The 22,397-nt window shown below is 68.4% G+C and carries 23 protein-coding genes and 1 rRNA gene; 21 read left to right on the top strand and 3 right to left on the bottom strand.

The window, feature by feature from the left end; all coding sequences use genetic code 11:
- Positions 1-20: 20 nt before the first annotated feature.
- From rrf to recN, 7 genes are all read left to right on the top strand, one after another.
- A 5S ribosomal RNA gene (rrf, locus tag K3G64_RS21055) occupies positions 21-135 on the top strand.
- A gap of 102 nt (positions 136-237) precedes the next feature.
- On the top strand, positions 238-1,017 hold the full coding sequence (locus K3G64_RS21050; RefSeq protein WP_238887043.1) for a tetratricopeptide repeat protein: 780 nt from the start codon (positions 238-240) through the stop codon (positions 1,015-1,017).
- Between the two features lies 1 nt (position 1,018).
- Positions 1,019-2,041, top strand: a complete 1,023-nt coding sequence (locus K3G64_RS21045; protein ID WP_238887042.1) for an HAD-IIA family hydrolase — start codon at positions 1,019-1,021, stop codon at positions 2,039-2,041.
- A gap of 8 nt (positions 2,042-2,049) precedes the next feature.
- Complete coding sequence (locus K3G64_RS21040; protein ID WP_238887041.1) at positions 2,050-2,235, top strand: hypothetical protein; 186 nt, start codon at positions 2,050-2,052, stop codon at positions 2,233-2,235.
- Positions 2,236-2,238: 3 nt separating this feature from the next.
- Positions 2,239-3,048, top strand: coding sequence for a TlyA family RNA methyltransferase (locus tag K3G64_RS21035; protein WP_238887040.1), 810 nt, complete (start codon positions 2,239-2,241; stop codon positions 3,046-3,048).
- On the top strand, positions 3,045-3,968 hold the full coding sequence (locus K3G64_RS21030; protein ID WP_238887039.1) for an NAD kinase: 924 nt from the start codon (positions 3,045-3,047) through the stop codon (positions 3,966-3,968). The genes K3G64_RS21035 and K3G64_RS21030 overlap by 4 nt, the downstream gene beginning before the upstream one ends.
- Entirely contained in the window at positions 3,968-5,722 is a 1,755-nt protein-coding gene (gene recN / locus K3G64_RS21025; protein WP_238950894.1) for a DNA repair protein RecN, read from the top strand. Before K3G64_RS21030 ends, recN begins: the two co-directional genes overlap by 1 nt.
- On the opposite strand, the gene K3G64_RS21020 is transcribed toward recN, so the two are convergent.
- On the bottom strand, positions 5,719-6,294 hold the full coding sequence (locus K3G64_RS21020; protein ID WP_238887038.1) for a TetR/AcrR family transcriptional regulator: 576 nt from the start codon (positions 6,292-6,294) through the stop codon (positions 5,719-5,721). The two genes, recN and K3G64_RS21020, sit on opposite strands and share 4 nt — an antisense overlap.
- A 31-nt stretch (positions 6,295-6,325) precedes the next feature.
- Between K3G64_RS21020 and K3G64_RS21015 the strand changes: the two genes are divergently transcribed.
- The 6 genes from K3G64_RS21015 (at position 6,326) to xerD (ending at position 12,470) form a co-directional block, all read left to right on the top strand.
- On the top strand, positions 6,326-6,715 hold the full coding sequence (locus tag K3G64_RS21015; protein ID WP_238887037.1) for a VOC family protein: 390 nt from the start codon (positions 6,326-6,328) through the stop codon (positions 6,713-6,715).
- A gap of 113 nt (positions 6,716-6,828) precedes the next feature.
- On the top strand, positions 6,829-8,013 hold the full coding sequence (gene steA, locus K3G64_RS21010) for a putative cytokinetic ring protein SteA (RefSeq protein WP_238887036.1): 1,185 nt from the start codon (positions 6,829-6,831) through the stop codon (positions 8,011-8,013).
- Positions 8,014-8,031: 18 nt separating this feature from the next.
- On the top strand, positions 8,032-8,973 hold the full coding sequence (locus tag K3G64_RS21005) for a copper transporter (protein WP_238887035.1): 942 nt from the start codon (positions 8,032-8,034) through the stop codon (positions 8,971-8,973).
- A 167-nt stretch (positions 8,974-9,140) separates the two neighbouring features.
- Positions 9,141-10,904, top strand: coding sequence for a CTP synthase (locus tag K3G64_RS21000; protein WP_238950892.1), 1,764 nt, complete (start codon positions 9,141-9,143; stop codon positions 10,902-10,904).
- The gene (locus K3G64_RS20995; RefSeq protein WP_238887034.1) at positions 10,897-11,517 is read left to right on the top strand and encodes an NUDIX domain-containing protein; all 621 of its coding nucleotides are present in this window, start codon (positions 10,897-10,899) and stop codon (positions 11,515-11,517) included. Before K3G64_RS21000 ends, K3G64_RS20995 begins: the two co-directional genes overlap by 8 nt.
- Before the next feature lie 2 nt (positions 11,518-11,519).
- Positions 11,520-12,470, top strand: a complete 951-nt coding sequence (gene xerD, locus K3G64_RS20990) for a site-specific tyrosine recombinase XerD (protein WP_238950890.1) — start codon at positions 11,520-11,522, stop codon at positions 12,468-12,470.
- 34 nt (positions 12,471-12,504) lie between these two features.
- Here xerD and K3G64_RS20985 read toward each other — a convergent pair whose 3' ends face one another.
- Positions 12,505-13,242 (bottom strand): O-methyltransferase, encoded by a 738-nt coding sequence (locus K3G64_RS20985; protein WP_370647238.1) that lies wholly within the window; start codon positions 13,240-13,242, stop codon positions 12,505-12,507.
- Positions 13,243-13,388: 146 nt separating this feature from the next.
- Here K3G64_RS20985 and K3G64_RS20980 point away from each other — a divergent pair, with 146 nt between their 5' ends.
- The 8 genes from K3G64_RS20980 (at position 13,389) to K3G64_RS20945 (ending at position 20,589) form a co-directional block, all read left to right on the top strand.
- Positions 13,389-14,252, top strand: coding sequence for a ParA family protein (locus K3G64_RS20980; RefSeq protein WP_238887032.1), 864 nt, complete (start codon positions 13,389-13,391; stop codon positions 14,250-14,252).
- Positions 14,249-15,067 (top strand): segregation/condensation protein A, encoded by an 819-nt coding sequence (locus K3G64_RS20975; protein ID WP_238887031.1) that lies wholly within the window; start codon positions 14,249-14,251, stop codon positions 15,065-15,067. The genes K3G64_RS20980 and K3G64_RS20975 overlap by 4 nt, the downstream gene beginning before the upstream one ends.
- Complete coding sequence (gene scpB / locus K3G64_RS20970; RefSeq protein WP_238887030.1) at positions 15,060-15,770, top strand: SMC-Scp complex subunit ScpB; 711 nt, start codon at positions 15,060-15,062, stop codon at positions 15,768-15,770. The genes K3G64_RS20975 and scpB overlap by 8 nt, the downstream gene beginning before the upstream one ends.
- The gene (locus tag K3G64_RS20965; protein ID WP_238887029.1) at positions 15,763-16,506 is read left to right on the top strand and encodes a pseudouridine synthase; all 744 of its coding nucleotides are present in this window, start codon (positions 15,763-15,765) and stop codon (positions 16,504-16,506) included. The genes scpB and K3G64_RS20965 overlap by 8 nt, the downstream gene beginning before the upstream one ends.
- A 5-nt stretch (positions 16,507-16,511) precedes the next feature.
- Positions 16,512-17,186: a (d)CMP kinase gene (cmk, locus tag K3G64_RS20960; protein ID WP_238887028.1), complete on the top strand. Its 675-nt coding sequence runs from the start codon at positions 16,512-16,514 to the stop codon at positions 17,184-17,186.
- Positions 17,183-18,601, top strand: coding sequence for a ribosome biogenesis GTPase Der (der, locus tag K3G64_RS20955; protein WP_238887027.1), 1,419 nt, complete (start codon positions 17,183-17,185; stop codon positions 18,599-18,601). Before cmk ends, der begins: the two co-directional genes overlap by 4 nt.
- Positions 18,602-18,688: 87 nt before the next feature.
- Positions 18,689-19,456, top strand: a complete 768-nt coding sequence (locus tag K3G64_RS20950; RefSeq protein WP_238950888.1) for a sulfite exporter TauE/SafE family protein — start codon at positions 18,689-18,691, stop codon at positions 19,454-19,456.
- Positions 19,457-19,677: 221 nt separating this feature from the next.
- Positions 19,678-20,589, top strand: coding sequence for a sulfite exporter TauE/SafE family protein (locus K3G64_RS20945; RefSeq protein WP_238887026.1), 912 nt, complete (start codon positions 19,678-19,680; stop codon positions 20,587-20,589).
- Between the two features lie 3 nt (positions 20,590-20,592).
- Here the strand turns inward: K3G64_RS20945 and K3G64_RS20940 are convergent, their stop codons facing one another.
- Positions 20,593-22,080, bottom strand: a complete 1,488-nt coding sequence (locus K3G64_RS20940; protein WP_238887025.1) for a cryptochrome/photolyase family protein — start codon at positions 22,078-22,080, stop codon at positions 20,593-20,595.
- Positions 22,081-22,397 lie beyond the last annotated feature (317 nt).

Here is a 22,397-nt window from a genome sequence, read left to right as displayed (position 1 = left end):
TGAAAACAAGTGAATACAGTTACGGCGGTCAATAGCGGCAGGGAAACGCCCGGACCCATCCCGAACCCGGAAGCTAAGCCTGCCAGCGCCAATGATACTACCCAACCCGGGTGGAAAAGTAGGACACCGCCGAACACACATTAGGATTACCCCCCACAATTTCGTGGGGGGTAATTCTATTTGGCGTGAATTCAATTCGAATTCTCACCTGTCGCGTCATGGGGTAGAAAGGCAGATGTGGCTCAGGACAGAAGGGGCGGCGACGACGGCCGCCCGCAGCGTTCGGCGCCGCGCTCGTCGGGTCCGAACCGGGCTCGCCGGTCGCAGCCGAAACCCGCTACCGAGGCGCGACAGCTTGAGGGCCCGCCGCTGCCGGAAGGCGTTGAGGCCAAGCAACTCTCACCTGACATCCGTGGCGAGCTCACCACCTTGGACCGATTCACGGCCGACTTCGTCGCCAAGCATCTGGTCGCGGCCGGTGAGCTGATCGACGACGATCCTCAGGCCGCGCTCGAGCATGCCCGAGCCGCTCGCGCGCGGTCGGGCCGGATCGCCGCCGTGCGGGAAGCCGTTGGCATCGCCGCCTATCAGTGCGGCGACTGGGCGCAGGCTCTCGCCGAATTGCGCGCCGCCCGCCGGCTGGGCAGCAAGTCGTCGCTGCTGGCGTTGATCGCCGACTGTGAGCGCGGCGTCGGCCGTCCCGAACGGGCGGTCGAGCTGGCGCGCAGTCCCGAAGCCGCGCAGCTCACCGGTGATGACGCCGACGAACTACGGATGGTGGTGGCCGGCGCCCGTTCCGACCTGGGCCAGCACGAGCAGGCGCTGGCCGTCCTGTCAACGCCGCAGCTGGATCCGAGACGAACCGGCCAGACGGCCGCCCGGCTCTTTTACGCCTACGCCGAAACCCTGCTTGTCCTGGGTCGCGGTCAGGACGCGCTGCAGTGGTTCCTCAACGCCGCGGCCGCCGACGTCGAGGGCGTCACCGATGCCGAAGAGCGCATCACGGAGCTCACCTGAGGTGAGCACGCTTGCGCAACAACACGATTGCCTTCTGCTCGACCTCGACGGGACGGTCTTTCGCGGACAACAGGCCACCGACGGTGCCCTCGAGACGTTGGCGACCATCGACGCCCGCACGCTCTACGTCACGAACAACGCCTCGCGCGGACCGGCTGAAGTTGCCGAACATCTGCACACGTTGGGGTTCACCGCCGAGCCCGCCGACGTGGTCACCAGCGCGCAGAGCGCCGCCAATCTGCTTGCCGCCCAGTTACCGGCCGCGTCGGTGGTGCTCGTGGTCGGCACCGATGCGCTGGCCGCCGAGGTCGTGCGGGTCGGGCTCGAACCCGTCAGACGTTGGTCGGAGGAGCCCGTCGCCGTCGTGCAGGGCCACTCCACGCAGACCGGTTGGGCGGACCTCGCCGAAGCGGCGCTGGCGATCCGAAACGGCGCCCTCTGGGTGGCGGCCAACGTCGACCGCACCCTGCCATCGGAGCGCGGACTGCTGCCCGGCAACGGCTCGATGGTGGCGGCCCTGCGTGCCGCGACCGACCGTGAGCCGCAGGTCGCCGGCAAGCCGCAGCCGACGCTGCTGAACGACGCGCTGGCGCGCGGTCGGTTCGGCGCTCCGCTGGTGGTCGGTGACCGTCTCGACACCGACATCGCAGGCGCCAACGCCGCAGGGCTCCCGAGCCTGCTGGTGCTCACCGGGGTGAGCACCGCCGAGGACATGATCCGCGCCGCGGCATCGGAGCGACCGACCTACGTGGCCGCCGATCTGCGGTCCCTGTACGCACCGGCCGAGGCGCTTCGCATCGGCCCGCATCCGGCCTGGCACGTCGAGGTCGATCGAGAGACGGCCGTTGTGCATTCCACCGGCCAGCACGCCGATGATCCGATGTCGGTGGTGCGCGCCACGGCCAGCGCCGTCTGGAGCGCCGGCGGCGACGCCGCGGCGTTGATCCTGCGCGCCGGTGACCACACCGCCCAACAGGCCTTACAGCGGTGGTCGGTGCGTGACGTGCCCAATCGACTAGCGTGAACACCGATATGACTACCGACCCCGAACAGATTCGCGCACGCATCGCGGAGTTGTTGGCTGATCTGCCCGACCCCGCGCAGGAAGGCTCAGGGTTCGAAGACCTGGCCGACGCCGAGATCGAGATCATCGCGGCGCGACTGGAGGAAGCCCACGACGTGCTGGTGCAGGCACTCGAGTCGGTCGAGAAGGGTTGATTCGTGGCGCGGCGCGCGAGAGTGGACGCCGAACTGGTGCGGCGCGGTCTGGCCCGCTCCCGTCAGCAGGCCGCCGAGTTGATCGGCGCCGGCCGGGTGAACATCGACGGGATGCCTGCGGCCAAGCCCGCCACCGCGGTCGCGGTCACGGCGGCGCTGACCGTCGAGGGCGCCGACGAACGCTCCTGGGTGTCTCGGGGCGCACACAAGTTGATAGGTGCGCTGGACGCCTTCGCGTTGACGGTGCACGGGCGGCGCTGTCTCGATGCCGGGGCCTCGACCGGCGGGTTCACCGAAGTCCTGCTCGACCGGGACGCGCGTGAGGTGGTAGCCGTCGATGTCGGGTACGGCCAACTCGCCTGGGCGCTGCGCACCGACCCGCGGGTGACGGTGTTGGAGCGCACCAATGTGCGCGATCTGACCGCCGAAGCCGTCGGCGGGCCGGTGGATCTCGTGGTCGCCGACCTGTCGTTCATCTCGCTGTCCACGGTGCTGCCTGCGCTGATCGCATGCGCATCACCGGACGCCGATATCGTTCCGATGGTGAAGCCGCAGTTCGAGGTCGGCAAGGACCGCGTCGGCGCCGGTGGCGTCGTCTCCGCTCCGGACCTGCGCGCGGAGGCCGTGCACACGGTGGCGGAGCGGGCGTCAGCACTGGGCTGGCATACCGTCGGCGTCACCGCGAGTCCGCTGCCCGGACCGTCCGGCAACGTCGAATACTTCCTGCGACTGCGTGCGCGCACCCAGACGCCTGCGCAGGGCGAGGCGCTCGAGCAGGCGGTGCGCCGCGCGGTCGCGGAGGGACCGCAATGACCGCCGATCGCACCATCCTGCTCGTGGTGCACACCGGCCGCGAGGAAGCCACCGAGGTGGCTCGACGAGTGCAGAAGGTACTCGAGGACAACGGTATTCGGCTGAGAGTTCTGTCGGCCGAAGCGGTCGACCGCGGTCCGGTGCGCCTCTCACCCGACGATGTGCGGGCGCTGGGAGTCGAAACCGAGGTGGTCGACGCCGACGAGCAGGCCGCCGAGGGTTGCGAGCTGGTTCTCGTGCTCGGTGGCGACGGCACCTTCTTGAGGGCGGCCGAACTGGCGCGCAATGTCGAAATCCCGGTGCTGGGCGTCAATCTCGGACGGATCGGGTTTCTCGCCGAGGCCGAGGCCGATTCGATCGACACCGTGCTCGACCACGTCGTCAACCGGGACTACCGCGTCGAGGAACGCATGACGCTCGACGTGGTCGTGCGCGTGAAGGGTTCTATCGTCGACCGTGGCTGGGCGTTGAACGAGGCCAGCCTGGAGAAGGGCCCGCGGCTGGGCGTGCTTGGCGCCGTGCTCGAGGTCGACGGCAGGCCGGTGTCGTCATTCGGATGTGACGGCGTGCTGGTCGCGACGCCTACCGGATCTACCGCTTGGGCGTTCTCCGCGGGCGGACCGATCGTGTGGCCTGACCTGGAGGCGATCCTGGTGGTGCCCAACAATGCGCACGCCCTGTTCGCCCGGCCGATGGTCACCAGTCCCGACGCCGCAATCGCGATCGAGGTGGAAGCCGACGGTCATGATGCGCTGGTGTTCTGTGACGGCCGACGGGAGATGACCGTGCCCGCGGGCGGCCGGCTCGAGGTGACGCGCTGCGGCACCCCGGTGAAGTGGATCCGGCTCGACAGCGCGCCGTTCACCGACCGCCTCGTGCGCAAGTTCCGGTTGCCGGTCACGGGGTGGCGCGGACAGTAGTGCTATCCGAGATCCGCATCGAGTCCCTGGGCGCGATCAGCACCGCGACGGCCGAGTTCGACCGCGGTTTCACGGTGCTGACCGGTGAGACCGGCACGGGCAAGACCATGGTCGTCACCGGCCTGCATCTGCTCGGCGGAGCGCGTGCCGACGCAAGCCGGGTACGCTCGGGCGCCGACCGCGCGGTCGTCGAAGGTCGTTTCACCACAACCGAACTCGACGGCGGATCGGTCATCGACGAGATCCTCGACTCATCGGGTGCCGACCGCGACGACGACGGCAGCGTGATCGCCGCCCGCTCCGTCAGCCGCGACGGCCCCTCGCGCGCCTACCTCGGCGGGCGTAGCGTACCCGCGAAGTCGTTGAGCACATTCACCGCCGAACTGCTGGCGGTGCACGGCCAGAACGACCAGCTGAGGTTGATGCGCCCCGACGAACAACGCGGAGCGCTGGACCGATTCGCCGACGTGGAGACACAGCTCACGAGGTACCGGGCCGCACGTGAGCACTGGTTCGCGGCGCGTCGCGACCTGCTCGACCGCAGACAGCGGGCCAGGGAGCTGACCCAGGAAGCTGATCTGCTCAAGTTCGGACTCAACGAGATCGACGCCGTGGCGCCGCAACCCGGCGAGGACGACGCGCTCGTCGCCGAGATCCGGCGGCTGTCCGAGCTCGACGCGTTGCGTGAAGCGGCGCATGTCGCCCGGACGGCGCTGGCGGGCCCGGACGACCCGTCACCCGAGTCGGCCTCGGCGGCTCACGCTGTGGCCCAAGCGAAGTCCGCGCTGGAATCGGCAAGGGACACCGCACTCACGGCGATGGCCGAACAACTCACCGAGGCGCTCGCCGTGATCGGCAACGTGAGCGGCGACCTCGGGGCGTTCCTGTCCGGATTGCCCAGCGACGCGAGCGCGCTGGAGACAAAGCTGGCCCGACAGGCCGAGCTGCGCACACTCACCCGCAAGTACGCGCCAGACATCGACGGCGTCCTCGCGTGGGCTGGTCAGTCGCGGGATCGTCTGGCTCAGCTCGACGTGTCCGAGGAGACCCTCGCCGAACTGGGCCGCCGCGTCGACGAATTGGAAAGCAAGGTCGTCGCCGCCGCCGCCGATCTGACCAAGGCCAGGACCAAAGCAGCGAAGGGGCTGTCCAAAGCCGTCACCGCCGAACTGGCTGGCCTGGCCATGGCCGACGCCCAGTTCACCGTGTCGGTCGGCCCGCTATATGCGAGGGCCGACGATTCCGCACCGGTCAAGATCGCCTCCGGCGAAGCCGTGCACGCCGGCCATGACGGCGTCGACAGCGTCGAGTTCGGCTTCGCCGCACACCACGGCACCGATGTGCTGCCGCTGAACAAGAGCGCATCCGGTGGTGAGCTTTCGCGCGTCATGCTTGCCCTCGAGGTCGTCCTCGCCGCGTCGGCCGAAGGTACGACCATGGTCTTCGACGAGGTCGACGCCGGAGTGGGCGGGCGGGCGGCGGTGCAGATCGGGCGCCGCCTGGCTCGACTGGCCCGAACGCATCAGGTCATCGTGGTCACTCATCTCCCGCAGGTGGCCGCCTACGCCGATGTCCATCTGGCGGTCACGAGCGGCGGCAAGAGCAAGGCCAGCGGCGTGCGTCGCCTCGATGACGACGAACGCGTCGCCGAACTCGCGCGGATGCTGGCCGGCCTGGGGGAGTCCGACAGCGGCCGGGCCCACGCGCGCGAACTCCTCGACGCGGCCCGGGCGGACCGCACCGAAGGCCGCTAACGTCCCAGCACGGTGTCCATCAGCTGGCGCAGGAACTCCGCGTCCACAGCGTGCGCCGTGACGACTCGCCGGTAGAACAGAGCGCCAGACAGCGCGGTAGCCGCCGCATCGGGGTCGACATCCTGCGGAAACTCGCCGCAGGCGACACCGGTGGCGATCGTGTCGGTCAATCGCTGACGCCGCTGTGCCGAGTAGGCGCGAAGGAAATCCCGGACGGCCGGTTCGGCTTCGGCTGCGTGGATCAACGCTGGAATACACCGTCCGACAGGGGAATCGGTCAGTGCCCCAGCGAGGTGGCGCAGCAGCACCTCGACCTGCTGACGGGCAGTCGCCGTGGTCACGGCACGACCGGGATCCGGTTGGACGTTCAACGTCTCGAGTGCATCGGCGACCAACGCCACCTTGTCCGGCCAGTGCCGGTACAGCGTGCTGCGTCCGACACCGGCGCGCGCGGCGACCGCCTCCATGCGAAAGCCCGTGTAGGCGACCTCGGCGAACTCGTCGAGGGCCGCACGGCAGATGGCCCGTCGTGAGTGTTCGGCGCGCGGATCGCGCTGACAAGTCTGGGACACAGATGTATCATAACTCGCAGGAGGTGCGCTTATGTCCCGCTTCAGCGTCCGCTACATCGTCGACGACGTCGACGCTGCGGTCGACTTCTACACCTCACTGCTCGACTTCGAAGTGGCCATGAGACCCGGGCCGGGATTTGCCATGCTGCGCCGAGGACCCTTGCGCCTGCTGGTCAACTCGCCCGGCGGTGGCGGGGGCGCAGGGCAGACCGTCAGCGACGGCAGTCAGCCGATCCCGGGCGGCTGGAATCGAATCCAGTTGCAGGTCGACAACCTTGACGATTCGGTCGCAGCGCTGTCCGAGGCGGGTGTGCCATTTCGCGGCGAAGTCATCACCGGGCGCGGCGGCCGACAGGCACTGGCGCTCGACCCGTCCGGCAACCTCGTCGAGTTGTTCGAGGCACACACCGATCGCGCCTGAGCCCAGATCAGAGGTCCCCAGTACCTGGTGCAGATGTTACAGCTGATACTTCTGAGGCTCCTGTTACGGCGCGCCTCCACCGGTTGACGGCCTCATCTCGACAAAATCGCGGCATGAAGATGTCAGCACTGCTCTCCCGCAATGCCAATTCACGGCCGGGCATCACCGGCACCGCCCGTGTGGATCGCGACATCGATCGGCTGCTGCGACGCATCAGCCCAGGGGACATCGTCGTGATCGACGCGCTGGACCTCGACCGGATCACCGCCGATGCGCTCGTCGAAGCCGGGGTCACGGCTGTCGTCAACGCCTCCCCGTCGATCTCGGGGCGCTACCCGAACCTGGGCCCCGAGGTGCTCGTCGCCAACGGCATCACGCTGATCGACGACACCGGTCCGGAGTTGTTCAAGAAGGTCAAGGACGGCGCGCGGGTGCGCCTGCACGAAGGCGGCGTCTACTCCGGGGACCGACGCCTGATCTCCGGCGTCGAACGCACCGACCACGAGATCCACGAGCTGATGCACGAGGCCAAGAGCGGCCTGGTCGCGCATCTCGAGGCGTTCGCAGGCAACACCATCGAGTTCATCCGCAGCGAGAGCCCGCTGCTCATCGACGGCATCGGGATCCCCGACATCGAGATCGACCTCAACCGCCGTCACGTCGTCATCGTCGCCGAGGACGCCAACGCCGCCGTCGACCTCAAAGCGCTCAAGCCGTTCATCAAGGAGTATCAGCCGGTGCTGGTGGGCGTGGGCACCGGTGCCGACGTGCTGCGCAAGGCCGGCTACCGCCCGCAGCTCATCGTCGGTGACCCGGACAAGATCAGCGCGGAGGTGCTGCGCTGCGGTGCGCAGGTGGTGCTGCCCGCCGACGCCGACGGGCATGCGGCCGGACTGGAACGAATCCAGGACCTGGGTGTCGGCGCGATGACGTTCCCCGCCGCCGGTTCGGCTGCCGATCTTGCCCTGCTGCTGTGCGACCACCACGGCGCGTCGCTGATCGTAACCGCCGGCCACACCGCCAGCATCGAGGAGTTCTTCGACCGATCCCGCCAGCAGAGCAACCCGTCGACATTCCTTACCCGGCTGAAGGTCGGCGAGAAACTCGTCGATGCGAAAGCCGTTGCGACGCTGTACCGCAGCCGGGTCTCCGGAGGAGCGATCGCACTGTTGGTGCTCGCGATGCTTGTGGCGGTGATCGTCGCGCTGTGGGTGGCACGCGTGGATGCGACGTTGCTCGACTGGGTCGTCGACTACTGGAACCGCTTCTCGCTGTGGGTCCAGGGCTGGGTCACCTAGGCCGTAGGGGCTGAGCACATGATTTCGTTACGCACACATGCGATCTCGCTGGCTGCGGTCTTTCTTGCCCTGGCCATCGGCGTCGCATTGGGGTCGGGCATGTTGTCCAACACCGTGCTGTCCGGGCTACGCGACGACAAGCACCAACTGCAGGATCAGATCAACACCCTGACCGAAGACAAGAACGCGCTCAACGAGAAGTTGACCGCAGCAGACGAATTCGATGCCCAGATGGCGCCCCGGATTCTGCGCGAGACGCTGGTGGACAAATCGGTGGTGTTGTTCCGCACTCCGGATGCCGCCGACGATGACGTCGAGGCGATGACCCGGCTGGTCGGGCAGGCCGGCGGTACGGTGACCGGAACGGTGGAGCTGACCCAGCAGTTCGTCGACGCCAATGCCGCCGAGAAGCTGTTGTCGGTGGTGAACTCGCCCATCGTGCCCGCGGGCAAGCAGCTGAGCACGACATCGGTGGATCAGGGCTCGCAGGCCGGCGACCTGCTGGGCATCGCATTGCTGATCGACAAGGATCCCAAGGCACAGGGCGTCGACGACGTGCAGCGCGAAACCGTGCTGGCCACCCTGCGAGATACGGGCTTCATCGCCTACGGCGACCAGCGGGTGGGGGCGGCGAACACCGCGTTGATCGTGACCGGTGGGGCGCTCGGCGACGATGCCGGCAATCGCGGGTCCACGGTCGCGCGGTTCGCCGTGGGCATGGCGCCGCACGGGTCCGGCACCGTGCTGGCCGGCCGTGACGGCTCGGCCTCGGGCACCGCGGCGGTCGCGGTGGCCCGATCGGACGCCGCGCTGTCCTCAGCGGTCAGCACCGTCGACGACGTCGGCATCGAGTCCGGCCGCATCACCGCGGCACTGGCGTTGAGCGACCTGATCAACGGCGGCAAGCCCGGCAAGTACGGCATCGGGCAGGGTGCGACGTCGGTGACGGTCCCCCAGTAGGGTTCCGCTGAGAACCTGCCCCGTGCGGGCCGCACGGCGCGGCACCGACGCCTTGTCGGTGTCGGTGTTAGGGTGGGGTTCCGTGGGTCGGCAGGCCCCGAAGCTAGGAACCGGCCTAGAAAAGTAAGCCCTGCCCGTCGTCACGGAGGTTGCCCTTGCCCGGCCACATGAAGCCGCTACGCAAGCACCCGCAAACGGCCACCAAGCACCTCTTCGTGACGGGCGGCGTGGTCTCCTCACTCGGCAAGGGGCTCACCGCGTCGAGCCTGGGACAGTTGCTGACCGCGCGGGGCCTGCAGGTGACGATGCAGAAACTGGACCCCTACCTCAACGTCGACCCCGGCACCATGAACCCGTTCCAGCACGGTGAGGTGTTCGTCACCGAGGATGGCGCCGAGACCGACCTGGACGTCGGCCACTACGAGCGCTTCCTCGACCGCAACCTGTCCGGATCGGCGAATGTGACGACCGGTCAGGTGTATTCGTCTGTGATCGCCAAGGAGCGCCGCGGCGAGTACCTCGGCGACACTGTTCAGGTCATCCCGCACATCACCGACGAGATCAAGAACCGCGTGCTGGCGATGGCGGCCCCCGACGCCGACGGTCACCGCCCCGACGTGGTGATCACCGAGATCGGCGGCACGGTCGGCGACATCGAATCGCTGCCGTTCCTCGAAGCCGCGCGCCAGGTGCGCCACGAGGTCGGCCGCGAGAACTGCTTTTTCCTGCACTGCTCGCTGGTGCCCTACATGGCGCCCTCGGGCGAACTGAAGACCAAGCCGACGCAGCACTCGGTGGCCGCGCTGCGCAGCATCGGTATCACACCGGATGCGTTGATCCTGCGCTGCGACCGCGACGTTCCCGAACCGCTGAAGAACAAGATCGCGTTGATGTGCGACGTCGACGTCGACGGCGTCATCTCCACCCCGGACGCGCCGTCGATCTACGACATCCCCAGGGTGCTGCACCGTGAGGAACTCGACGCTTACGTGGTGCGCCGGCTCAACCTGCCGTTCCGCGACGTCGACTGGACGCAGTGGAACGATCTGCTGCAGCGGGTGCACGAACCGCACGAGACGGTTCGAATCGCGCTGGTGGGCAAGTACATCGACCTGTCCGACGCCTACCTGTCGGTAGCTGAGGCGCTGCGCGCCGGCGGGTTCAAGCACCGCGCCAAGGTCGAGATGCGCTGGGTCGCCTCCGACGACTGCGAAACCGACACCGCCGCCGCCGCCGAGTTGTCCGACGTGCACGGCCTGCTGATCCCCGGCGGCTTCGGCATCCGGGGCATCGAAGGCAAGATCGGGGCCATCCAGTACGCGCGCAAGCGGGGGCTGCCGGTGCTCGGGCTGTGCCTGGGGCTGCAGTGCATCGTCATCGAGGCGGCCAGGTCGGTGGGCATCACCGAGGCCAACTCCGCGGAGTTCGACCCGCAGACCCCCGACCCGGTGATCTCGACGATGGCCGACCAGCGCGACGCCGTCGCCGGCGAGGCCGACCTCGGCGGCACCATGCGGCTCGGCGCCTATCCGGCGGTGCTCGAAGAGGATTCGATCGTGGCACGGGCCTACGGCACGACGGAGGTGTCCGAGCGGCACCGACACCGCTACGAGGTCAACAACCTCTATCGTGAGCGCATCGCCGAGAGCGGTCTCCGATTCTCCGGGACGTCGCCGGACGGCCACCTCGTCGAGTTCGTCGAATACTCCGACGACGTGCACCCGTTCATCGTCGGCACGCAGGCGCACCCCGAACTCAAGAGCAGGCCCACCCGGCCGCATCCGCTGTTCGTCTCGTTCGTCGGTGCGGCGCTGACCTACAAAGCCGAGGAGCGATTGCCGGGGATGGACATTCCCGAACAGCGGTCGAACGGGGTGGAGCATCCCGACCAGGTCGGGCAACTGCTGCAAGAGCCCGCCACCCGTGGCTGAGCACGACTTCGAGACGGTCTCATCGGAAACCATCTACGTCGGCAAGATCTTCGCGCTGCGCGCCGACGACGTCCGCATGCCCGGCGGCAACGTCGCCCGGCGCGAGGTCGTCGAGCACTACGGCGCGGTGGCCGTGCTGGCGATGGACGACGAGCGCAACATCGCGCTGGTCTACCAGTACCGTCATCCGTTCGGTCGACGGCTCTGGGAACTCCCGGCAGGGCTGCTCGACCTCGGCGGTGAGCCGCCGCAAGTCACCGCCGCCCGCGAACTGGAGGAGGAGGCCGGGCTGTCGGCGACGGACTGGCGTGTGTTGGTCGATCTGGACTCGGCGCCCGGCTTCAGCGACGAGAGTGTGCGCATCTACCTGGCTACCGGGTTGAGCCAGGTGGGCCGGCCCACTGCCCGCGACGAGGAAGCCGACTTGATCGTCAAGTGGTTCCCGCTCGCGGACGCAGTGCGCATGGTGCTCTCCGGCGAGATCGTCAATTCGCTTGCCGCAGGCGGTATCTTGGCCGCTCAGGCCGTCAGGGACACGGCGGCACTGCGTCCCGTCGACGCCCCCTGGACGGATCGGCCGACCGCATTCGGTCGCCGCAAGGGCCACCCGTGACGGTGCCGCCAACCGTCCGTGCGCCCCTCGACGACCAGGTACGGGGTTATCTCGACCACCTGACGATCGAGCGCGGTGTCGCGGCGAACACCCTGAGTTCCTACCGCCGCGACCTCCGGCGCTACACCGAGCACCTGGCGGCCCGCAACATCGACGACCTGACGAAGGTGGCCGAGGCGGACGTCAGCGAGTTCCTTGTCGCACTGCGCCGCGGTGACCCCCAGGCCGGCACAACGCCGCTGTCGGCGGTCTCGGCCGCGCGTGCCCTGATCGCGGTCCGCGGACTGCACCGGTTCGCCACTGCCGAAGGCCTCACCGATGTCAACGTGGCGTCGGCGGTCAAGCCGCCCACTCCCAGCAGGCGGCTGCCCAAGAGCCTGACCATCGACGAGGTGCTCGCGCTGCTGGAGGCCGCGGGCGGTGACAGCGAAGCCGACAGCGCGCTGACGCTGCGAAACCGCGCGCTGCTCGAACTGCTGTACTCATCGGGCGCACGCATCTCCGAGGCCGTCGGCCTGGACATCGACGACATCGACACTCGAGCGCGGTCGGTGCTGTTGCGCGGTAAGGGCGGCAAGCACCGCCTGGTGCCGGTCGGCAGGCCCGCGGTCACCGCGCTCGACGCCTATTTCGTGCGCGGGCGACCGGACCTGGCGCGTCGCGGCAAAGGCACGGCGGCGATCTTCCTGAACGCGCGCGGGGGACGGCTGTCGCGGCAGAGCGCATGGCAGGTGCTGCAGGATGCCGCCGAGCGCGCGGGCGTCACCGCGACGGTGTCGCCCCATGTGTTGCGCCACTCCTTTGCGACGCACTTGCTCGACGGCGGGGCCGACGTTCGCGTCGTGCAGGAACTGCTCGGACACGCCTCGGTCACCACGACGCAGATATACACCATGGTCACCGTCAACACGCTGCGCGAGGTGTGGGCGGGGGCCCATCCGCGGGCCCGCTAGTCAGGACGCGATGTGGCTGCCGGGTCGCGGCCGGTCAGTCGGCGAGGTACTCCGATTCGAGCACCAAATCGGCCAGCAGGGTCTGGTACTCGGCGTGCGTCTTGTGCTCGACGGTCGTGAACGACCGGCCCTGCTGCTGACGCATGTACTCCCGATACTTCGGCGCGCCAGGGATCCCGACGTTGTCGGCGACGACGATCGAGCCGTGGTGCAGCCACCCTCGGCCCAGGATGCTCTGCAGGTCGGGCAGATAGGCGTTCTTGTCGTGGTCGAGGAAAACAACGTCGAGCAGGCTGGGCGCAAACCCGTGCTCGGTGGCCAGCGCGTCGAGTGTGCGACCGCCGTCGCCGATGGTGCCGACGACGCAGGTGACGCGGTCGTCTACGCCGGCGTGTGCCCAGATTCGCCGCGCCACGTCGGCGTTGGCCTGCGCCAGCTCCACCGAAAAGACGCGCGCGGCCGGTGCCGCCCTGGCCAGTCGCAAGGCGCCGTAGCCGCAGTAGGTGCCGAGTTCGAGGATCAGGCGCGGGTCAGCGCGCCGGACCGCGGCGTCGAGTATCGCGCCCTTCTCGTCGCCCACGTTGATCAGGAACGACTTCTCGGTGGCGAACCTGTCGATGGTGGCGATCACGTCGTCGACGTCCCCGCGGCGCGCATGGGCCACCACAAAGTCCGCGGCCGCCGCCTCACGTCCGTCCCCGACCTGGCCCGTGGTGCTGATGTTGCGCACACCGGCCACCATCCGAAGGAACGACCACCGCAGCAGGGGCATCCGTTGCTTCCATCCCACGGCGTCACCATAGCCAGCTGATCGGCGAAAAGTCGCCCGCGGGTCTGGCAGACCTGGCAGGGGTGTCCCGTTAAACTTGCCCGGATGCTCGCCATGCCGATGAGTTGCCTGACCAGCGACGGTCCGGCATGACCGACGCCGACGGCGGCGAGCCGGAGGTGGGCCTGACCGGCCGCCCGCCGCGGAGCATTCCCGAACCGCAACCGAAGACCACGCACGGTCCCGCCAAGGTCATCGCGATGTGCAACCAGAAGGGCGGTGTCGGTAAGACCACGTCGACCATCAACCTCGGCGCCAGCCTGGCCGAGTACGGCCGCCGCGTGCTGCTGGTGGACCTCGATCCGCAAGGTGCGCTGTCGGCCGGCTTGGGTGTGCCGCACTACGAGCTCGAGCACACCGTGCACAACCTGCTGGTCGAGCCGCGGGTGTCGATCGACGATGTGCTGATCCACACCCGGGTCAAGAACCTCGACCTGGTGCCCAGCAACATCGACCTGTCTGCCGCCGAGATCCAACTCGTCAACGAGGTGGGCCGGGAACAGTCGCTGGCCCGCGCGCTGTACCCGGTGCTGGACCGCTACGACTACGTGCTGATCGACTGCCAGCCGTCGCTGGGTCTGCTGACCGTCAACGGACTGGCCTGCAGCGACGGCGTGATCATCCCGACCGAGTGCGAGTTCTTCTCCCTGCGCGGGCTGGCCCTGTTGACCGACACAGTCGATAAGGTGCACGACCGGCTGAACCCGAAGCTGTCGATCAGCGGCATCCTGATCACCCGCTACGACCCGCGCACCGTCAACTCACGGGAGGTGATGGCCCGGGTCGTGGAGCGGTTCGGCGACCTGGTGTTCGACACCGTCATCACCCGCACGGTGCGCTTCCCCGAGACCAGCGTCGCCGGCGAGCCGATCACGACATGGGCGCCCAAATCGGTTGGCGCACAGTCGTACCGGTCGTTGGCCCGCGAGGTCATCAACCGGTTCGGCGCGTGACGAGGCAGGAGCCGGACCAGTCTTCGCAGGCAGGCTTCCAGGTCCGGCTGAGCAATTTCGAGGGCCCGTTCGACCTGCTGCTCCAGCTCATATTCGCGCACCGCCTCGACGTCACCGAGGTGGCGTTGCACCGGGTCACCGACGACTTCATCGCCTACACCAAGGCCATCGGGTCGCAGCTCGGGCTCGACGAGACGACCGCGTTCCTGGTCATCGCTGCGACGCTGCTGGATCTCAAAGCCGCGCGGTTGCTGCCCGCGGGCGAGGTGCATGACGACGAGGATCTCGCGCTGTTGGAAGTACGCGACCTGCTGTTCGCCCGACTGCTGCAGTACCGGGCCTTCAAGCATGTCGCCGAGATGTTCGCCGAGCTGGAGGCGGCGGCGCTGCGCAGCTATCCGCGGTCGGTGGCCCTCGAGGAGCGGTATGCCGAGCTGCTGCCCGAGGTGATGATCGGCGTCGACGTCGAGGCGTTCTCGCACATCGCGGCGGCCGCGCTCACCCCGCGCCCCGTACCGACGGTGGGCACCGACCATCTGCACCACGTGGCCGTGTCGGTGCCCGAGCAGGTCGGTAACCTGATGACGCTGCTGGAGACCCGCGGGATCGGGCAGTGGGCGTCGTTTCGCGACCTGGTCGCCGACTGTCAGGCGCCGATCGAGATCGTCGGGCGGTTCCTCGCGCTGCTCGAGCTCTACCGGGCGCGGGCAGTGGCGTTCGAGCAGCCGGAACCGCTTGGGGCACTCCAGATCTCATGGACAGGCGAGCGGCCGACGCACCAACACCTCGCGGTGGAAGAAGACCAATATGGATGACGAGACCCCCGAAGAGACGCCCACCGATGCCGCGCTCGGCATCGACGTCGCCGAACCTCCGGAGATGCCGGACGCCGAACTCGGCGCTGCGCTGGAGGCGCTGCTGCTGGTGGTCGACACCCCGGCGTCGGTCGAACAACTCGCGCTCGCCATCGAGCAACCGCCCTACCGGGTCGCGGCCCAGCTGGCCGCGATGGCCCAGCAGTATGCGGCGCGCGACAGCGGGATCGATCTGCGCGAGGCCGGCGGCGGCTGGCGGATGTACACCCGCGCGCGCTACGCACCATACGTGGAGCGGTTGCTGCTCGACGGGGCGCGCTCGAAGCTGACGCGCGCGGCGCTCGAGACGCTGGCCGTCGTCGCTTACCGCCAACCGGTGACGCGGGCGCGGGTGAGCGCCGTGCGCGGCGTCAACGTAGACGCCGTCATACGCACCCTGGTGGCCCGCGGTCTGATCACCGAGGCGGGCACCGACCCGGATTCCGGCGCGGTGACGTTCGCGACCACCGAGTTGTTCCTGGAACGACTGGGGTTGACGTCGCTGGCGGACCTACCCGACATCGCGCCACTGCTGCCCGACGTGGATGTCATCGACGATCTCAGCGAAAACCTGGACGACGAACCGCGTTTCATCAAGCTCAGTGGCGCGCCGCCTCGCGAACAGCCGATGACCTTCGACGTGGACACCGATGCGCATGGCTGAAGTCGAGGGCGTGCGGCTGCAGAAAGTGTTGTCGCAGGCCGGCATCGCGTCGCGCCGGGTCGCCGAGAAGATGATCCGCGACGGCCGGGTCGAGGTCGACGACCGGGTGGTGACCGAGTTGGGTACTCGCGTCGACCCAGCCGTATCGGTGATCCGCGTCGACGGGGCGCGCGTCACGTTGGACGACACGCTGGTCCACCTGGCCATCAACAAGCCCAAGGGCATGCATTCGACGATGTCCGATGACCGCGGCCGGCCGTGCCTCGGGGATCTCGTCGAGCACCGGGTGAGGGGGAACAAGAAGCTGTTTCACGTCGGGCGGCTCGACGCCGACACCGAAGGGCTGATGCTGCTGACCAACGACGGTGAGCTGGCGCACCGGCTCATGCATCCGTCGTTCGAGGTGCCCAAAACGTATCTGGCGACCGTGGAGGGCACGGTGCCGCGCGGGTTCGGCCGCAAGCTGCGTGAGGGCATCGAGTTGGACGACGGACCCGCACGGGTCGACGATTTCGCGGTGGTGGACAAGGTTCCCGGCAAGACCCTGGTGAAGGTGACGCTGCACGAGGGCCGCAAGCGGATCGTGCGTCGGATGCTGGCCGCAGCGGGCTTTCCGGTACGGGAACTCGTGCGCACCGACATCGGCACGGTGTCGCTGGGTGACCAGCGGCCGGGCAGCATCCGGGTGCTGACGCAGAAGGAACTGGGCGAGCTGTATCGGGCGGTGGGACTGTGAGCGCGATGGTGATCGCGGTCGACGGGCCGGCCGGCACAGGAAAGTCCACGGTGTCAAGGGGTTTGGCACGCGAACTCCGGGCGCGTTACCTCGATACCGGGGCGATGTACCGGATCGCCACGCTGGCCGTGCTGCGCGCTGGTGTTGATCTGTCCGACGCAGACGCGGTCGCCGCGGTGGCCAATCGGGCGGAGTTGAGCGTGGGCCACGACCCGGAGGAGGACCGGTCCTTCCTCGGCGGCGAGGATGTCTCGGTCGAGATCCGCGGCGACGCGGTGACACGGGCCGTGTCCGCGGTCTCGGCCGTGCCCGCCGTGCGTACCCGGTTGGTCGACGTGCAGCGGTCGCTGGTGGGCGGTCGGGGCAGCGTCGTCGTCGAGGGCCGCGACATCGGCACGGTGGTGCTGCCCGACGCCGACCTCAAGATCTTCCTGACGGCATCGGCGGAGGAGCGCGCACGGCGGCGCAACGAACAGAACGTGGCATCCGGACTGGCCGACGATTACGAGGCGGTGCTCGCCGATGTGCGGCGCCGCGACCATCTGGATTCCACGAGGCCGGTTTCCCCGCTGCGGCCCGCCGACGACGCGGTGGTGGTCGACACCAGCGCGATGACGCAGCGCGACGTGATCGCACACCTGCTGCGCCTGGTGCAGGAACGTGAGGGAGCGCAGCAGTGAGTGACGATGGAACCTGGGTCGACGAAAACGATTGGAACGTCGGCGCGGACATCGGAGTTGATGAGGTCGCTGAGGCGATCGAGGAGGCGGCCGCGCCGCCGCCGGTGGTCGCGGTGGTCGGGCGACCCAACGTCGGCAAGTCGACGTTGGTCAACCGGATCCTCGGCCGCCGAGAGGCGGTGGTCCAGGATGTGCCGGGGGTGACGCGTGACCGGGTGTCCTACGACGCACTCTGGTCGGGGCGTCGCTTCGTGCTGCAGGACACCGGCGGCTGGGAGCCCGACGCGAAAGGGTTGCAGCAGTTGGTCGCCGAGCAGGCGACCGTGGCGATGCGCACCGCGGACGCCGTCGTCTTCGTCGTCGACACGGTCGTGGGCGCAACGACGGCCGATCAGGCGGCGGCTCGGTTGCTGCAGCGGTCGGGCAAGCCGGTTTTTCTCGCGGCCAACAAGGTTGACTCGGAACGGCTGGAGGCCGATGCGGCCGAACTGTGGTCACTGGGTCTCGGACAGCCGCACATGGTCAGCGCCATGCACGGCCGCGGCGTTGCCGACCTGCTGGACTCGGTGATGGAATCCTTGCCCGCGGTATCGGAATTGGGTTCCGGCGGGGGAGGGCCGCGCCGCGTCGCGTTGGTCGGCAAACCCAATGTCGGCAAGAGCTCGCTGCTAAACAGGCTGTCAGGAGATGAGCGGTCGGTGGTGCACGACGTCGCGGGCACCACGGTGGATCCGGTCGACTCGCTGATCGAAATGGACGGCAAGCTCTGGCGATTCGTCGACACGGCTGGGTTGCGCCGCAAGGTCGGCCAGGCCAGCGGTCACGAGTTCTATGCGTCGGTCCGCACGCGCGGCGCCATCGACGCCGCCGAGGTGGCGATCGTCCTGGTCGATGCTTCGCAGCCCCTGACCGAGCAGGACCTGCGGGTGGTGTCGATGGTCATCGAGGCGGGCCGGGCACTGGTGCTGGCGTTCAACAAGTGGGACATGGTCGACGAGGATCGCCGGTACCTGCTGGACCGCGAGATCGACCGCGAACTGGTACAGGTGCAGTGGGCGGCGCGGGTGAATGTCTCGGCCAGGACGGGACGGGCGGTGCAGAAGCTGGTGCCGGCACTGGAGAAGGCGCTGGAGTCGTGGGACACGCGTGTGTCGACGGGCCGGCTCAACACGTTCGTCAAGGAAGTGGTCGCGGCACATCCGCCGCCGGTGCGCGGCGGCAAGCAGCCAAGGATCCTGTTCGCCACCCAGGCGACCGCCCGCCCGCCGACGTTCGTGCTGTTCACGACCGGCTTCCTGGAGGCGGGTTACCGGCGGTTCCTGGAGCGACGGCTGCGCGAGACCTTCGGCTTCGAGGGCAGTCCGATCCGAATCAACGTGCGGGTGCGGGAGAAACGCGGCGCCAAGCGACGTTGAGGGAGCCCGCGGTGCGCTGAGCGTCGCTGATCGGTCGGGAGTCGGTCGGAGCCGCTCAGTAGTGTTCACCGGGTGCCCATCGTCGACATGGTCCTGATCGCGGTGGCGGGTCTGGGCGCAGGCGCGATCAACACGCTCGTCGGCTCGGGCACCCTGATCACCTTCCCGACGCTGGTCGCACTGGGCTTTCCACCGGTGACCGCCACCATGTCCAACGCGGTCGGCCTGGTCGCCGGTGGCGTGTCGGGCACTTGGGGTTACCGGCGCGAACTACGCGGCCAGGCGAATCGGTTGGCGTGGCAGATCCCGGCGTCGTTCGTGGGCGCGGGCCTGGGGGCGTTTCTGCTGCTGCACCTGCCCGAGGCGGTGTTCGAACAGGTGGTGCCGGTGCTCCTTGTCGCCGCACTGGCTCTGGTGATCGTGGGACCCCGGATCCAGGAGTTCGCGCGGCGACGGGCCGAGGCGGCCGGCCGGTCGGCCGACCATGTGTCCACCGCGCGGATGGTGGCCCTGGTGGTCGCGACGTTCGCCGTCGGGGTCTACGGCGGCTATTTCACCGCTGCGCAGGGCATCATGCTGCTCGCGGCGATGAGCGCGTTGCTTCCGGAGGACATCCAGCGAATGAACGCGGCCAAGAATCTGCTGTCGCTGATCGTCAACATCGTCGCGGCAGCGGCCTATATGGCCGTCGCGTTCGACCGCATCAGTTGGGTGGCGGCCGGCCTGATCGCGATCGGTTCGCTGGTCGGCGGGTTCCTCGGCGCCCACTACGGACGACGGTTCTCGCCGAACGCCCTGCGCGCGGTGATCATCGTGGTGGGAATGATCGGGCTCTACCGATTGCTGAGTCTGTAGATCCATTCGGTAAGGTGGCCGGGTACGTCGTGACCGGGAAGGGGAGACGGGTGGCTGAACGCCGATTCCGCACCGCGCCGTCAGCCCTGTGTGCACTCGAGCCGTTCTGGCCGTCGCGACGGATCATCGCCTTCGACGAGTGGTGTCGCGCGCGCATCTGACTTCGCGCCCACCGTCCGTCCGGTCCCACCAGGTGACCACCTCATCCGAAAGCAGAACCTATGCGTTCGCTGCTGATCTTCACGCTCGTCGGCGTCGGCGCACAACTGGTCGACGGTGCGCTGGGAATGGCTTTCGGCGTAACGGCCACCACACTGCTGGTCCTCAGCAGTGTCGGCGCCGCGCAGGCCAGTGCGGCCGTGCACCTGGCCGAGGTCGGCACCACGCTGGCGTCCGGGCTGTCGCATTGGCGGTTCAAGAACATCGACTGGTCGATCGTGTTGAAGCTGGGCGCACCCGGTGCGATCGGCGCGTTCGCCGGAGCGACGGTGCTGTCGTCGCTGTCGACCGAGCACGCCGCACCGCTGATGGCCGGAATCCTGGTGGTCATCGGCGGCTATGTGCTGCTGCGCTTCTCGTTGCGGAATCCGCCGGTGCTGCGGCACGGGGAGACGCCACATTCGGCGAAGTTCCTCAGCCCGCTCGGCTTGTTCGGCGGCTTCATCGACGCCTCCGGTGGCGGCGGCTGGGGACCGGTCACCACCAGCACGCTGCTGTCGCGGGGCAAGACCGCACCGCGCACGGTGATCGGTTCGGTGAGCGCGTCGGAGTTCCTGGTCGCGGCGTCGGCGTCGCTGGGGTTCCTGATCGGCTTGCGCGAGGAGTTCGTGCAGAACCTGCCGATCGTGCTCGGCCTCGCAGTCGGCGGAGTCATCGCGGCCCCGATTGCCGCCTGGCTGGTCAGCCGGATCAGCCCGGCGCTGCTGGGCAGCGCCGTCGGTGGGGTGATCGTGCTGACCAACAGCCAGAAGCTGGTGCACTATTTCGGCATCGAGTGGCCGTGGTCGACGGCGCTGTACTCGTCGATCGTGATCGCCTGGGCCTCGCTGGTTCTCCTGGCGTGGCGCAACTCGCGGGCGCCGAAGTCGGTGCCCGTCACCGATGACGTCGAGTCCGTCGCCACCCGCCGGTGAGTGTCAATAGGCCCGCCGCGTGCGCTCCTGCTCGAGCACCTCATCGATGTCTTTGAGGCGCTCCAGCATCGCCACCGAGCGCTGGGTGCGCCGATTGCGGGCGAGCAGGTCGCGGTGGCGGTGCACGAACGTCCAGTACCCGGCGGTGAACGGGCAGGCGTCCTCGCCGAGGCGCTTTCTCGGGTCGTAGGCGCAGTCGCCGCAGTGATCGCTCATCTTGTTGATGTAGGCGCCACCGGCGGAGTACGGCTTGGTGGCCAGCGCGCCGCCGTCGGCGTGTTGGCTCATGCCGATGACGTTGGTCGGCATCACCCACCGGAAGCCGTCGACGTATGCGGTGGCGAACCAGTCGGTCAGCAGGCTCGGTGAATAGCCGCGTTGTAGCGCGAAGTTGCCCAGCACCATCAGCCGTTGGATGTGGTGGGTCCAACCGCGGTCGCGGACTCCCATCAGCGCGTGCCGCAGGCATTCGGCGGTGACGGCGTCGGCGTCGAGTTCGGCCCACCACTGGGGCAACTTGGTACGGGCGTCCAGGTTGTTGTTGCGAAGGTAGCCGGGACCGAAGTGCCAGTACAGGTGCCACATGTACTCGCGCCACCCCAGGATCTGGCGGATGAAGCCCTCGACGGCGGCCAGCGGCGCGGCGCCCGTGCGGTACGCCTGCTCGGCGGCGTGGACGGCCTCGAGAGGATGCAGCACGCCGAGGTTGAGCGGCACCGACAGCAGCGAGTGCGACATCGCCCAGTCACCGCCCATGATGGCGTCCTCCCACCGACCGAAGGTGGGCAACCGATGGTCGATGAAGCGCCTGAGCGCGCGCTGGGCCTCAGCGGGCGTGACGGCGAACAGTCGCGGGCCGTCGGCGCCGACGGTGTCGAGGCCCGTCGCGTCGAGGTCGCGGCGGACATGCTCGTCGATGTCGTCTTCGCGTGGTTGGTACGGCTTGGGCACGCCGAGGGTCGACTGCTTCTTCGGCGGTGGCTCGCGGTTGTCCTCGTCGTAGTTCCAGCGGCGCCCGACGGGCTCGCGGCCGTCCATCAGGACGTCGAAGCGGCGGCGTTGGTCGCGGTAGAAGTCCTCCATCCGGAAGCGGGTGCGATTTCCCGCCCACTCCTCGAAGTCTTTGCGGGACAACGCGAACATCGGCGTGGGTAGGACATCTGCGACCAGGCCCTGCTTCACCAGACGGTGCACGAACTGTTCGGCGGTGTGCGAGGTGGGCTGATGAACCACCACCGCTCGGCCGAAGCGCTCGAGTGCGTCGGTGTAGGTGTCGGCCTTGAGCAGGCTGGCACGGTCACCGAGATCGCGCTCGGCGTGGCGCAGTCCCGAGAGGACCAGGTGCAGCTTCTGGCGGTGATAGCGGCGCTTGCGCAGCGCCGCATCGGACTCTACGAGCAGGACCTCGCGGTGCGCGTGCTCGCCGCCGTGGAATACCGGGCCGAGCTGATCGGCGAAGAGCCAGAGCGGCGTGTCGTCGCGTGCGGTCACCGCTTGGGTATACCCCGTGATGGCGGTTGGTGCTGTGACGGGACGGCAGCAGTGTTCGAACTCAGGGGCCGACCATCTGCGGCCGGCGAAAGTTTGTACCGCGTGGAGCCGGACAGGTGATGGCCGTGAAGGCTGCTGGTCGGTCCAGCGCCGTTGGCCGGTGAAGTGACTCTAGTCCAGTGCCAGCCGGTCGGCATGCTTGCAGACCGAACGCCTTGCAGAGGCGGACGTGGCGGCGAGACCCCGCCCGGGGAGGACACCTCGCCAGGACTCGGCAGCCTGGACAACCTGTATCAGCTGCGCATCCGACTAGCGCC

Source organism: Mycobacterium sp. IDR2000157661 (genome assembly GCF_022317005.1).
GTDB lineage: Bacteria > Actinomycetota > Actinomycetes > Mycobacteriales > Mycobacteriaceae > Mycobacterium.
This window is presented reverse-complemented; position numbering and strand designations above follow the sequence as displayed.